At 62.4% G+C, this 12,030-nt stretch carries 14 protein-coding genes and 1 riboswitch; of the genes, 8 read left to right on the top strand and 6 right to left on the bottom strand.

Annotation, left to right across the window (positions count from 1 at the left end; genetic code table 11):
- Positions 1–132 precede the first annotated feature (132 nt).
- From NKJ23_RS33795 to NKJ23_RS33770, 6 genes are read right to left on the bottom strand one after another with little or no spacing between them, the layout of a single operon-like run.
- Entirely contained in the window at positions 133–726 is a 594-nt protein-coding gene (locus NKJ23_RS33795; protein WP_352637687.1) for a HupE/UreJ family protein, read from the bottom strand.
- A 47-nt stretch (positions 727–773) separates the two neighbouring features.
- Entirely contained in the window at positions 774–1,313 is a 540-nt protein-coding gene (locus NKJ23_RS33790) for a hypothetical protein (protein WP_023679463.1), read from the bottom strand.
- A gap of 2 nt (positions 1,314–1,315) precedes the next feature.
- Positions 1,316–2,524, bottom strand: a complete 1,209-nt coding sequence (locus NKJ23_RS33785; protein WP_352685031.1) for an agmatinase family protein — start codon at positions 2,522–2,524, stop codon at positions 1,316–1,318.
- 10 nt (positions 2,525–2,534) lie between these two features.
- Positions 2,535–3,344: an ATP-binding cassette domain-containing protein gene (locus NKJ23_RS33780; protein WP_352449699.1), complete on the bottom strand. Its 810-nt coding sequence runs from the start codon at positions 3,342–3,344 to the stop codon at positions 2,535–2,537.
- A complete protein-coding gene (locus NKJ23_RS33775; protein ID WP_352449784.1) occupies positions 3,341–4,219 on the bottom strand; it encodes an ABC transporter permease in 879 nt (292 codons plus the stop codon). Before NKJ23_RS33775 ends, NKJ23_RS33780 begins: the two co-directional genes overlap by 4 nt.
- A gap of 38 nt (positions 4,220–4,257) precedes the next feature.
- On the bottom strand, positions 4,258–5,322 hold the full coding sequence (locus NKJ23_RS33770; protein ID WP_352685029.1) for a putative urea ABC transporter substrate-binding protein: 1,065 nt from the start codon (positions 5,320–5,322) through the stop codon (positions 4,258–4,260).
- A gap of 101 nt (positions 5,323–5,423) precedes the next feature.
- Positions 5,424–5,539: riboswitch (guanidine-I (ykkC/yxkD leader) on the bottom strand.
- Positions 5,540–5,920: 381 nt separating this feature from the next.
- Between NKJ23_RS33770 and NKJ23_RS33765 the strand changes: the two genes are divergently transcribed.
- From NKJ23_RS33765 to NKJ23_RS33730, 8 genes are all read left to right on the top strand, one after another.
- On the top strand, positions 5,921–6,565 hold the full coding sequence (locus NKJ23_RS33765) for an NADPH-dependent F420 reductase (RefSeq protein WP_352685027.1): 645 nt from the start codon (positions 5,921–5,923) through the stop codon (positions 6,563–6,565).
- Positions 6,558–8,036, top strand: coding sequence for an aldehyde dehydrogenase family protein (locus NKJ23_RS33760; protein WP_352685025.1), 1,479 nt, complete (start codon positions 6,558–6,560; stop codon positions 8,034–8,036). The genes NKJ23_RS33765 and NKJ23_RS33760 overlap by 8 nt, the downstream gene beginning before the upstream one ends.
- A gap of 37 nt (positions 8,037–8,073) precedes the next feature.
- On the top strand, positions 8,074–8,418 hold the full coding sequence (locus NKJ23_RS33755; protein WP_352685023.1) for an antibiotic biosynthesis monooxygenase family protein: 345 nt from the start codon (positions 8,074–8,076) through the stop codon (positions 8,416–8,418).
- An 8-nt stretch (positions 8,419–8,426) separates the two neighbouring features.
- Positions 8,427–9,197: a type 1 glutamine amidotransferase domain-containing protein gene (locus NKJ23_RS33750; RefSeq protein WP_352685022.1), complete on the top strand. Its 771-nt coding sequence runs from the start codon at positions 8,427–8,429 to the stop codon at positions 9,195–9,197.
- 144 nt (positions 9,198–9,341) lie between these two features.
- Positions 9,342–9,686 (top strand): hypothetical protein, encoded by a 345-nt coding sequence (locus NKJ23_RS33745; RefSeq protein WP_352685020.1) that lies wholly within the window; start codon positions 9,342–9,344, stop codon positions 9,684–9,686.
- Between the two features lie 75 nt (positions 9,687–9,761).
- Positions 9,762–10,556, top strand: a complete 795-nt coding sequence (locus NKJ23_RS33740) for a helix-turn-helix domain-containing protein (RefSeq protein ID WP_352685018.1) — start codon at positions 9,762–9,764, stop codon at positions 10,554–10,556.
- 70 nt (positions 10,557–10,626) lie between these two features.
- Positions 10,627–10,818, top strand: coding sequence for a YdeI/OmpD-associated family protein (locus NKJ23_RS33735; protein ID WP_031212580.1), 192 nt, complete (start codon positions 10,627–10,629; stop codon positions 10,816–10,818).
- 185 nt (positions 10,819–11,003) lie between these two features.
- Positions 11,004–11,813, top strand: a complete 810-nt coding sequence (locus NKJ23_RS33730; protein WP_352685016.1) for an MBL fold metallo-hydrolase — start codon at positions 11,004–11,006, stop codon at positions 11,811–11,813.
- The last annotated feature ends 217 nt before the right edge of the window (positions 11,814–12,030 follow it).

Below are 12,030 nucleotides of genomic sequence, written 5' to 3'. Positions count from 1 at the left end.
TCACCACCGTGCCATGGCCGCTCGCCCCTCAGAGCAGGCGCCGTTCTCTCTCCAAAACTTTTTGCAGAACCTTCAGCACACTATCTGATCACGCCTTCGCCTCCTGTTCATCGCAGATGAATGGGCTGCGGTTCAGATGATCTGTGCCGCCAGCGCCACGCCGACCAACGACGTGCCGACCCCTGCCGTGCGGATGGCTCGCGGCCAGCGCCGAAGTGTTAGGGCGGCTAACGCGCCGGTCGCGTGAAGAGCCGAAGTAGCGACCACGAAGCCGACCGCATAAGCGATGCCGCTGGCCGTCTCGGGAATTTCGAGGCCATGGGCATTGCCGTGGAAGAGGGCGAAGAGAGCGGTCAGCGAGGCGGCCACAGCGAGCGGAAGCGGCTTGGCAAGCGCCATCATGGCGCCGAAGACCAACAGCGATAGCGTTATGCCGGTTTCCAGTGAGGGCAGGCCGATGCCGGCGATACCGAGCAGGGCGCCAGCGACCATCGCCGAGACAAAGCACGACGGCACGATGATGATCCCCTTGCCGCCGGCGCGAGCGGCAATGATGCCGACAGCCATCATCGCCAATAGATGATCGATGCCGGCCAGCGGGTGCTGAACGCCGTCTACAAACCCGTGGGCATGAAAACCGCCGCTATGGGCGAAGGCCAACGAGGGGATGAGGGTTGTGGGGGCTGCCAGGGCGAGTCTGCCGAAGAATGAAAGCGTTCTGTTCATGGTTCTTGACCTGTTTGATAGAGGTGCGATCGGTTCAAGGCCGGTGCTCATTGTCCGGCCCCTGGCATGGTGAATTGTGCGGCGCCGGACCTGTCGGCCAGAAGCCGCGCCTCGCCGAAGTCGAGGAGTCTTTGTCCCCTGACGTCATGGTAGACGAAGGCCAGGCGGCGCCGGCGCGACGTCAGTTTCGCGGGCAGCGGGTGATAGGTGACGCCGGCGCCACCAATCAGCGGCATGACGGCGCCGACATCGACCATGTCCTGCGTCTCGACGCGCAGAAGATGCAGCCGCACGCCGTCGGCGGTCTCGCCGACGAACGGAATCCCGGCGAGGCGCAGGAAACTGGACGGGTCGGGCGCCCGCGAAAACCCTTCGAGAAACGCGATCTCGACGAGATCGAGATCGGTCGCCCGCGCGTCGGCGGGTTCGGGCGCATGGTCGTGTGGTAGATGCGGTGTCTGCCATTGCAACGGCTTGCCGGCCGGCCCGTTGTGGCCGACGGGGTGGGGATGGTGATGATGACCGTTCGGCCCGTGATGGTGACCGTCGCCATGATCATGGCTGTGGTGGTGATGATCATCGTGCATGGTCAAAAGCTCGTCGGCTTGTCGATGATGGATTTGTGTTTGCCGAGATTGCCGTGCGCGACCATCGAGCCTAGCGCCTCGACGACAACCCGCACGCCAAACAGCGCCGTGATGTCTGACGTGTCGTAGGGCGGCGACACCTCGACCACTTCCAGTCCGCAGATGCCGGGCGCCGACACTAGCCCGAGCAGCTTCAGTGCCTCGCGCGGCAGGAAGCCACCGGGCTCCGGCCAGCCCGTACCCGGCACGAAACCGCAATCGATGCTGTCGACATCGAAGGAGATGTATACGGCGTCGGTGTCCTTCCATGCGAGCTCGAGCGCGATCTCGGCCGCCTTCTCCAGCCCCATCTGTTCGATATCGGAGATCGTCAGCACGTTCGTTCCGCGCTTTCTCGCCTCGGCCACGCCGTAGCGGGGCACCTGCCAGCCGCCGATACCGAGCTGCACCAGATTGGTGGCCGAGACGTTCGGCAGGTTGGTCGCCCAATACCAGGGCGTCGTGTGCATACGTTCGTCGAGATCCTTTTCCTGGATGTCGATGTGGCGGTCGAAATGGATGATGCCGATTCGCTTGGAGGTCACGTCGGCGATACCGCGCACGCACGGAAACCCGATCGAATGGTCGCCGCCGAGCATGATCGGCAGCGCGCCGGACGAGGCGACATGGCTGACGCCCTTGGTGATCTGGTCGAAGCTCTTTTCGAGATTGGCGGGGATGGTGAAGACGTCGCCAGCGTCGCAAAGCGTCATCTGCTCGCGCAGGTCGACACCGAGCTCGTAATTGTAAGGCGTGTAAAGCGCCGAGATGCGGCGCATGCCTTGCGGCCCGAAGCGGGTTCCGGGCCGGTAAGTGGTGCCGCTGTCGAAAGGAATGCCCATGACGGCAGCGTCATACCTGCCGACATCGCGGACGTTCTCGACATAGGGCGCCTTGAGGAAGGTGTTGATGCCGGCGAAGTGCGGCAACTCGCCTCGCGCGAATGTCGGGATCGACTTGTCGGTGATCGAATCCGATCCGGGCAGGCCCATGTCGAGTGCCCATTTCTGTTCCTTGCGCCAGCCGTCCTCGGGCAGCTTTCCTTCCGCCTCGATAGACTTCCAGCCCTGCATGTCGCGGATCTCGAAGTTCGGATGGTGGAAGCGTTGGCGTGGCTGGTGGTCGGTGAGCCCGGCGCGACGATGCCGGCGTTCTGGACTATCTCTGTGCATGAAACCTCCTTCACGACGCCGTCGTCGCGATTGCGCTATCCAGTCGGGTCGTCCCGACCATCGCGGCCACTTCGGCCACGTCTCGTGCGGAAGCCCGGTGCTTGCGGTCGAGCTTCAGATCGTAGGTGATCGTCGCGCCATAGGCGGACGGGAACTGGGGGTCGTGGCGCACCTTGTCGAAGACCAGCACGCGGGTGCCGAGCTTGAATGCCTCGCCGATATCGTGGGTGACCATGACCACGGTCATGCCGTGCTCGGTCCAGAGCTCGGTGAGCAGCTCATGCATCTCGATGCGAATACCGGGATCGAGTGCGCCGAACGGCTCGTCGAGAAGCAGGATCTGCGGCCGGCCGAGCAAGGTCTGCGCGATCGCCAGCCGCTGCTGCATGCCGCCAGAAAGCGTGGCCGGATAGAGGTCGCGCGCATGGCCAAGCCCGACCCGTTCCAGCATGGTTTCGGCTTCTTGCCTGGCGCTTTTGCGCCTGGCGCCGAAGACGCGGCCGAACGGTCCGCCCGAACGGAAGTCCTCGACCAGCAGCAAGTTCTGTAGCGCGGTCAGATGCGGAAACACGGAATAGCGCTGGAAGACGATGCCGCGCTGCGGCGTCGGTTCCGGCACGATCGGCTGGTCGCCGACGATGACCACGCCGCCACTTTGCTGTTCCTGGCCAAGCAGGATGCGCAGGAACGTCGATTTTCCACAACCGCTGGCGCCAACCAGCGACAGGAATTCACCCGCTTCGGCGGAGACGTTGACCCGTTCCAGCACGCGGGCGTCGCCGTAGCTCTTCTCCAGCCTATGGACGAGGATCCGGCTCATCTGGTCCGCACCGGATGCGCCCAAGGCGAGATGATGTGAGAGAGCCGCACGAGCAGCCAGTCGGTCATTACCGCAAGCAGCGTGATCCAGGCGACGTAAGGCAGGATGACGTCCATCGATAGGTAGCGACGAACGAGGAAGATGCGGTAGCCGAGCCCCTCGGTGGAGGCGATGGCTTCTGCCGCGATCAGGAACAGCCAGGCCGGCCCAAGCGCCAGCCGTACGCAAGTGATGAGGCGCGGCATGACCTGTGGCAGCACCAGCCTGAGCACCATGGTCCAGCTGTTGCCGCCGAGCGTCTGTGCCTTGGCGACGAGCTCCGGCGGCAATTCCATCACCCGGTTGGCGATGTCGCGCACCATGACCGGTGTGACGCCGAGAGCGATCAAGGTGATCTTGGCCGTTTCGCCGAGGCCGAGCGCAATGAACAGGATCGGCAGCAGCGCCAGTGGCGGGATGACGCAGACAACTGTGACCAAGGGCAGTAGAAAGGCCCTGACGCGCGGGATGAAACCTATGGCGACGCCAAGGCTGAGCGCCACCAGCGTGGCCATGCCGACTCCGGCGAACAGTCTGATCAGGCTGGCATAGGTGTCGGCCCACAGGATCAGGTCGCCGGAGCGCTTGTCCGGCACTGTCGCCAGGTCTGAAAAGGCCGACCACATCTGTGCAGGGGAGGGCAGCAGCTTGTCGCTGGGATTGACCGCCAGCCTTTGCGACGAAGCGAAGAGATAGGCAATCGCCACGGCGGCAAACGGAAGCGTCCCAAGCAGCAACGCTCCGCCGCGGGAGACCGTCGCGTTGATGATGCGAAGCCGCCCTTTCGGCCTGCTAAGTTGCAGGCGCGCGACTTCGGGGCCTGCTGCGGCCTGCATGATGCCGGTTCCTCTGGCTAGCATGTCGCGCTCCCGCGTCAGAGCGTTCCGCCCGCCGCCTCTGCCATAAAGGCCGGATCGAAGCGCAGCTTGACGTTGTTGACGTCGCCCAGCGTCGAGCCGTCGGAGAAGCTCATGCCGATCACGTCGACGCTCGGCGCGTTGGTACCAAGAATGCCGTGGCTGAACAGGAAGTTGCGCACCAGATCCATGGTCTTCGGCAGTTCGGCGCCGTTGGTGAATGCGACCGCCTTGGCCGGCTCGAAGAACATCGCCGTTGATGCAAGCTGAGCGTCGAAACCGGCAAGATCCGTCCCCGACGCCTTGGCCATCTCTTCCTTGGCCGCCTTGCCTTCGGGCGTGCCCGACGTCATCAGCGCCATGGCTTCATACCATGCACCGACAAGCGCCTTGCCCAAGGCCGGATTGTCCTTCAGCGTCGCGGTGTTGACGACCATCATGTCGATGATCTCGCCGGGGATCTCAGTCGAATCGAATACCTTGTGGGCGCCCGGCATGGCAGCGATTTCCGAGACCAGCGGATTCCAGGTGACGACGGAAGTGACGTCACTGGTGCCGTAGGCAGCGACCATGTCGGCATCGGAGGTGTTCACCACCGTAATGTCCTTTTCGGCCAACCCCACCGTCTCCAGCGCGCGCGCAAGTAGGTAATGTGAGACGGAGAGCTCGACGAGATTGACCTTCTGGCCGGCAATATCCTTGAGCGCGGTCTTGTTCTTGAGGATGACCGCGTCGTTGCCGTTGGAGAAATCGCCGACGATCAAGGCCGTCGTGTCGACACCGCCGCCGGCCGGGATCGAAAGCGCATCCATGTTGGTCATCGAACAGCCGTCAAAGCCGCCGGCCGTGTACTGGTTGATGCTCTCGACATAGTCGTTGATGCGGGTGATGTCGACATTGATGCCGTATTTGTCGGCCCACTTCTTCATGATGCCGCTGTCGGAAAGATAGCCCCACGGCATCCAGCCGACATAGATCGACCAGCAAATCTTGAAGTCTTTCTTGGGCGCCGCTTGCGCGGCTGAGATGAAGGGGAGGCTGAGTGATGCGGCTAGGATGATTGTGGCCAGTTTGCGAAGCATTACATACCCCTGTTTGCGATCCGGATTGCGTCCGAACGTCTGTTGGGGGGTTCACGGAGCGCGCATCCGGGAGAGGTTCGCGCCAGCAAACCCGTGCAGGGTTCTCCCGGGATTTTGGCCCGCCGTGTTCCGCCAGATGCCTCAATGCATCTCAAGCGGTCGCGTCTCTTGGACCAGCACCGTGATCGACACGGCCGGAACCCTAGACGCTCTGCACGTGAACAACGAAGCAAGGGGCGTGCCAGTCCGGAAAGCCGTCCTGAGGCGGCCTTTCCCCGGATTTGCAGGCAATCGCGTTATGCTGATGCCACAAAAGTCATCGCAACGCCGACGGATTAGGCAAGGAAAATCTAGCGTCAACCAATATGAGCAGGCTTGTGCCCTGGGGACCTCCGCTGATCGCACCCCGCTCTATGGTCGCCCACACATACATGCCCAATAGGGACACGTTCGGGAAGGGCGTGAGCGCGCGGCGGATCCGGATGCCAATTGGCGCCGACCCATGTGACGAGTGCGCCCGATCGTGCAAGGGCAATTCGTGAAATAAGCGCGACTGCAATGATGCTAGGCAAGCCCGATCGCGTGTCGGGAGGCAGTTGTGAAAGTTGCGATCATCGGACCAGGCTCGCTCGGGAAGGCCTTGGCGAAATGTCTTGGCCTCGCCGGGCACGAAATTCGCCTCAGCTTCAGTCGTGACGAAGGCAAGTTGCGCGCAATCGCGGGAACCCTCCGTGTTGGCTTCGGTGCTCCTGACGAAGTAGCGAGATGGGCCGACGTAATTGCCCTGGCGACGCCATGGCCGGCTCTCGAGCTGGCGATGGACGCGCTTGGCGATTTGTCGGGCAAGATCGTCTGGGACAATACCAATGCAGTCGTGCCTGACCTTTCCACGATGCTGCTAGGCACTACTACGTCTGTAGGCGAGGAGGTTCAGAGGCGCGCGCGGGGCGCCCTTGTCGTCAAGTGCATTCCGACCTTTGCCGAATTGCTTGACAGGGATGATCCGCGTCTCAACGGCGATCCGGTGACGAGCTATGTCGCCGGCAATGACGCAGATGCCAAGGCGGCGGTTTGCCGGCTTCTCGCCGATCTGCCGACAATGCCGGTCGATGTCGGCGATCTCACGGCCTCGCGCCTGATCGAGCCGATGATGCTGCTATTGGTCCAGCTCGCCTATCGGCGCGGGATGGGGCCGACAATTTCCTTCAATCTCATTCGACAGGACGGACGGGTTCATGACTGATTATCTACCCGCGCGGCGCAAGGCGATTCCAGTAGGACGTCTGCTGATCGATGGCCAATGGCGCGATGCCGTCAGTGGCGAGATTTCGACGACTTTTGATCCGACCACGGAGGCGGCGATCACCGATATTGCGAAGGCGGACGTCACCGACACGAGCGATGCCGTCGCGGCCGCGCAGCGGGCTTTCGAGCAAGGACCCTGGGCGCGGATGCATCATGAGGAGCGCGCCAAGATCCTGTTTCGCATCGCCGATCTAATGGACGAGCGGGCCGAGGATTTCGCGGTGCGCGAGGCGATGGATATGGGTATGCCCTATCGCGATTTCCGCGATATCATCATGCCGCACTGCTCAGGACTGTTCCGCTTTCATGGCGGGCTCGCCATGAGCGCGATGGACGGCGCCTATCGTACCAGCTACGAACCAAATATCAGGATCCTGACGCGGCGCGAGCCGCTCGGCGTGGTCGCTGCGATCACCCCGTTCAATTTTCCCCTCGCGCTGTCCTGTTCGAAAATCGCGCCGGCACTCGCGGCGGGTAACACGGTCGTTCACAAGCCTGCGACCGACACGTCCCTGACGGCCCTCGCCTTGGCGCAAGTGATCCTCGACGCGGGCGTGCCGCCAGGCGTCTACAATCTCGTCACCGGCCCGGGCGGCACCATCGGCGACGCGCTGGTCAACGATGCCCGCGTCGACAAGATCGCCTTTACCGGGTCGACCACCGTCGGCCAGGGCATCATGCGCAACGGTGCCGGGACGATGAAACACCTGACCATGGAGCTCGGCGGCAAGAGTCCCAACATCGTTTTCGCCGATGCCGATATCGATGCCGCGATACAGGCAGCCTTCTGGGGCATCTTCTGGAACAAGGGCGAAGTCTGCGTGGCCGGATCGCGCCTGCTGGTCGAACGCGCCTGCTATGACGAGGTCGTCGAGAAGCTGAGCGCCATGGCGAAGTCGGCGACGCTCGGCGATCCGCTGGACCCTGCGACGATGATCGGGCCGATCGCGTCGCGGGGCGAGTATGACAAGGTCTTGAGCTATGTCGAAGAGCGCAAGCGCACCGCGCGACTGACCGCGGGCGGCGGCACCCGCCAGGTCAACGGCAAGGGCCTCTTCATCGAGCCGACCATCTTCGCCGATGCGACCAACGACCTAAGGATATCGCGCGAAGAGATTTTCGGCCCTGTCCTGCCGGTGATTCCATTCGACAGCGAGGAGGACGCGATCCGGATCGCCAACGATACGAGCTACGGGCTCGCCTCGGGCATACAGACCAGCGATCTCGGCCGCGCCTTGCGGCTCGCCGACCGGATCAAGGCAGGCACGGTCTGGCTGAACTGCTGGCACAAGTACCATCCTAATGCGCCGTTCGGAGGTTTCAAGATGAGCGGCTATGGCCGCGAGCAGGGCCGCGAGGCGTGGGAAAGCTACACCCAATACAAGACGATTTGGGCGAATCTCGTCTGACCAAGTGCCTGCCACCCCCAAGGAATAAGGACCAATCATGGCTTATATCACTACGATCGACGTCCTCGGAATCACACCGAAGGAGTACCGCGCAATCCTTGATGAAATGGGCGTAGAGCTCCGACCCGAACCGGGGATCTATCTACATTTGACCGCACCGATTGAGGGCGGCTATCGCGTCGTCGAGGTGTGGGATCATCGCGAGGGATTCGAGGCATTCATGCAGACGCGGTTGGCGCCGGCGGCGGCGGCGATCGGCTTGAACCGAGAGATAAAGGTGACGATCGAACCGCTCTACAACATCTTCGCGCCCAGGTTGGAGGAGCTGCCGCCGCTGGTCGAGGACGCGTTTTTGCGCCCAAACGCTCCCATTCCGGCCTGATATCACGCATGTCGGTCCGCGATCCCAACCCGCTCGACCCGCGGCATCCCAAACGCATCGCGATGGTCCTTTCCAACCCGGCTGTGTCAACCACCACAGGCTGGCCGGTCGGGTTTTGGTGGAGCGAGTTGACCCATCCCTGGCTCGTCTTCACCGAGCGCGGATACGAAGTCGCGATCTTCTCGCCTGAGGGCGGCAAATGCGAGGCGGATGCGTTGAGCGACCCGCGCGATCCGTCCGGCTATTCGGATACGGATCTGATCTCGCTCGGTTTCCTGTCGACGCCGAAACTGGCGGTGCTGGTGGAGACGACCCGGCCCATCGCAGAGCTGTCGGTCGACGCGTTCGACGCGATCGTCGTCGCTGGCGGCCAAGCGCCGATGTTCACCTTCCAAGGTGCGACTGAGTTGCAGCGGCTGTTCGTCGCCTTTTTCGCGGCCGGCAAGGTCGCGGCTGCCTTGTGTCATGGCGTCGCGCTGCTGCGTTACGCGCGCCTCTCAACCGGCGAGCTGCTGGCCAAAGGGCGCACTGTTACGGGGTTCGCCAATGTCGAGGAGGACTTCGCCGACAATGCCGTCTGGGAGATGGGCGCGCTGCCGCACGGTACGCATCTGATGCCATGGCGGATCGAGGATGAGCTGCGTGCGCTCGGCGCGAACTATATTCAGGCCGGGCTGTGGCGCGATTTTGCCGTGCGCGACGGCAATTTGATCACCGGCCAGCAGAACTTCTCCGGAGCGGCGACCGCCCGTCTTGTCATCGAGGCGCTCGGTGGCTGAGGACCAAGGCCGCTCCTGTCGGTGAAGTTCGGGAGTCAAACTCGCCGTCAGGACGGCGATGCCAAACGACATCGGCCCAATAGGATCCGGAGCCCGTCCAAGAACTCCACTTCAAACAACCACTATCAGCAGCGAGGATGAACCATGGCCGTAGTGACGACACTTGATATTGCCGGCCTGACGGCCGAAGATTATAGCCGCATCCTCGATCGGATCGGCGTGGAGAAACGGCCCGCTGGCGGCATCTATCAGCACATCGCGCATGCCACAGACGATGGTTATCGCATCATCGAGATATGGGACGACAAGGCAGGCCTGGAGCTCTTCTTGCAGGACACATTGTTTCCCGCCGCACAGGAACTGCAAGTTCAGCGTGAAATGACCATTATGACCCAGACACCGCACAACATCTTTGTGCCCCGGATTGGTGAACTGACTGCCCTGGCAAATGATGCGCCTGGTGGACCAGTCAAACGGGCAAAAGTGTAGGCATCAAGGATCGAGGATGCGGCGATCGATCATCGAAGTCCTGGAGGAACTTGCGTCCGGACGCCCGGTACAACGATGGTGACCGCGGCAAGTGCAAAGAGGTTGTTCTTTCCTGCCGGCGACTATCGCCATGCGCCGGCCGGAGTCGTTCAGCTGCGTGTGATTCGCAGCGGTTCATCCTATGCAGAGATCGATCTTGGCCGCGGGCTGCGGCGCGTCTTCACCCGCCCCGGCGACCTGCTGCTCAGTCTTCCCGAGCGTGCCACGCGGTTCAAGATCGAGGAGCCGCGAGAGCTGACGATGATCACCGTTGACTCCGCGCTGGCGTCAAGGCTCCTGGTATCCGCAGGTGGGACCCCCGAGGACCTGGTAATCCTGACCGATCGACCGATACGCGATTCGCTGGTGGCCGAGTTGTGCCGACGCCTCGAAGGCGACCCGCCAGCCAACCCGATCGTCCGCGAATGGACGCTGGGCCTGGTTTTCGCGAACCTGCTCCGTCTCGGGCATGCACGCCAGCGGCAGCAGAAGTCTCCGGTCCTAACCTCGCAGCGGTTCGACCGGGTCCTCGCTGCGATTGACGGCGATCTGGAAAAGGGGGTGTCGATCGACCATCTTGCCGGAATCGCGGGAATGCCACGACGCGCCTTCACCGCCGCCTTTCGCGAGGCGACGCAATTGCCGGTACATCAATTCATTTTACGCCGCCGCGTTGATCGCGCGGTCGAGCTTTTGGAAAATAGCGATCTGCCGCTGGCCGAGATTGCTCAGCACGCGGGTTTCACTCACCAGGCCCATATGAATCGCGTCGTGACCCGATTGAAAGGGCTGTCGCCAGGCCGGCTGCGGTCTCGCAGGCGCGACGGCTGACTTGTGATCTATTCCAGCATCAGGATTCGAATGGCGGAGATGTGAGTTGCTGAAACGTCCGTTGGCTAAGATGCCCGACAGTTTGCGTGCAGAGCTCGAGGCCGCAAATCTGATGACTGCTTTCGAGCAACGGCCTCCCTATCAGCGCAATGATTACTTGCATTGGATCGAGCGCGCCCGTCACCCGGAAACACGCCGAAAGCGCATAAATCAGATGATTGACGAGCTTACGAAGGGAGGAATCTACATGGGAATGCAATAAGAGCTGGCATCGCCGCGAAGCTAGCAGATCCGTCAACGATCATCATCCGATCCGTGGCCTATCGAGATCGGGTGCTTTCCGCATTGATCTTCATCGGTTTCCCCACATTTTTGCGCAGAGGATGCAGAGAGCCAAATAGTGACAATCGAACCTATCCTCCATTTTCGTTTGCGGCAGGTGGCCATATGATCGTGACATCGCAAACCAATAACGTGCTCGGCAGCACGTCAGGAAGGTGGCGCGTCTGGGCGCTCTCGGACGGTTACATCGAGATGCCGGCGGACCTTCTGCGGGACCCGCAGGATAATCCGGTGCCGCAAGCTGCGTTGGCAGGGGCGCTTCGCCTGTCTGTCAATTGCTTCGCGCTCGCAGGTCCAGGCGTTGACGGCATTCTGATCGACAGCGGAGGAGGGGGCTGGGCCCCGACAGTGGGGCGTCTTGAGCAGGCCATGGCGGAAGCCAAGATCGACCCGGCTTCGATCACGGTCTTGGCGCTCACCCACGCCCATCAGGATCATGTGCACGGACTTTTGACCCCCGACGGCCGAGTGCTCTTTCCAAACTTGAAGGCGATCGTAATTCCCGAGGCGGCTGTGCAGAGCTTTTTCGCTTACGCGCACCTTGCGCAGTTCCGGCCCCTGCTGAAGCCTGTCCAGAATGGCGACCAGGTGGTTGAGCGATTGAGGGCGGTCGCCTTGCCCGGTCATGCTGCCGGTCATACCGGCTACACGTTCGACACGGACGACGACCGTTTCCTATTCTTCGGGGACATCGTTCATGTGCCGGCCTTGCAGTTCGGCAATCCCGCGTTCAGTTGGGGTTATGACGACGATCAGCTGACCGCGCGCGCAACCCGCCTAAAGGTTTTCAGTGACGCGGCCGAGGCGGGGACGTGGATCGCCGGCGCGCACCTTGGCTGGCCGGGCATCGGCCGCGTGGTGCGTAAGGGCGAAGCATACGGCTATGAGCCGGCAGGAGGACGAGTGACCGGATAGGCGGCCCGATGCTGATCGGTTTATACCGCTCTCTTCGCCCAAGGCAAGGATCTCGACGAGCAGCGCGTCGCACTCCGGCGTCCTCAACGGCGGCGGTACCATCGTCCGGCCCACCAAAATATCTGATTTTGATCCACTGGCGGCCGATCGATGCCTGAGGCTTACCGGATCGGCGTCTCGCCGCGAAACAGCGGCTGGTGCGCCCGCATCAAGGCGG

This window comes from Mesorhizobium sp. M0184 (assembly GCF_040322215.1).
Lineage (GTDB): Bacteria > Pseudomonadota > Alphaproteobacteria > Rhizobiales > Rhizobiaceae > Mesorhizobium.
The sequence above is the reverse complement of the archived record's forward strand: the minus strand, read 5'-3'. Positions and strand labels throughout refer to the sequence as shown.

Excerpts from the sequence above, each read along its gene's own strand:
- NKJ23_RS33795 (WP_352637687.1), bottom strand. The coding sequence starts at position 726 with ATGAACAGAACGCTTTCATTCTTCGGCAGACTCGCCCTGGCAGCCCCC.
- NKJ23_RS33790 (WP_023679463.1), bottom strand. The coding sequence starts at position 1,313 with ATGCACGATGATCATCACCACCACAGCCATGATCATGGCGACGGTCAC.
- NKJ23_RS33785 (WP_352685031.1), bottom strand. The coding sequence starts at position 2,524 with ATGCACAGAGATAGTCCAGAACGCCGGCATCGTCGCGCCGGGCTCACC.
- NKJ23_RS33780 (WP_352449699.1), bottom strand. The coding sequence starts at position 3,344 with ATGAGCCGGATCCTCGTCCATAGGCTGGAGAAGAGCTACGGCGACGCC.
- NKJ23_RS33775 (WP_352449784.1), bottom strand. The coding sequence starts at position 4,219 with ATGCAGGCCGCAGCAGGCCCCGAAGTCGCGCGCCTGCAACTTAGCAGG.
- NKJ23_RS33770 (WP_352685029.1), bottom strand. The coding sequence starts at position 5,322 with ATGCTTCGCAAACTGGCCACAATCATCCTAGCCGCATCACTCAGCCTC.
- NKJ23_RS33760 (WP_352685025.1), top strand. The coding sequence starts at position 6,558 with ATGACTGATTATCTACCCGCGCGGCGCAAGGCGATTCCAGTAGGACGT.
- NKJ23_RS33755 (WP_352685023.1), top strand. The coding sequence starts at position 8,074 with ATGGCTTATATCACTACGATCGACGTCCTCGGAATCACACCGAAGGAG.
- NKJ23_RS33750 (WP_352685022.1), top strand. The coding sequence starts at position 8,427 with ATGTCGGTCCGCGATCCCAACCCGCTCGACCCGCGGCATCCCAAACGC.
- NKJ23_RS33745 (WP_352685020.1), top strand. The coding sequence starts at position 9,342 with ATGGCCGTAGTGACGACACTTGATATTGCCGGCCTGACGGCCGAAGAT.
- NKJ23_RS33740 (WP_352685018.1), top strand. The coding sequence starts at position 9,762 with ATGGTGACCGCGGCAAGTGCAAAGAGGTTGTTCTTTCCTGCCGGCGAC.
- NKJ23_RS33735 (WP_031212580.1), top strand. The coding sequence starts at position 10,627 with ATGCCCGACAGTTTGCGTGCAGAGCTCGAGGCCGCAAATCTGATGACT.
- NKJ23_RS33730 (WP_352685016.1), top strand. The coding sequence starts at position 11,004 with ATGATCGTGACATCGCAAACCAATAACGTGCTCGGCAGCACGTCAGGA.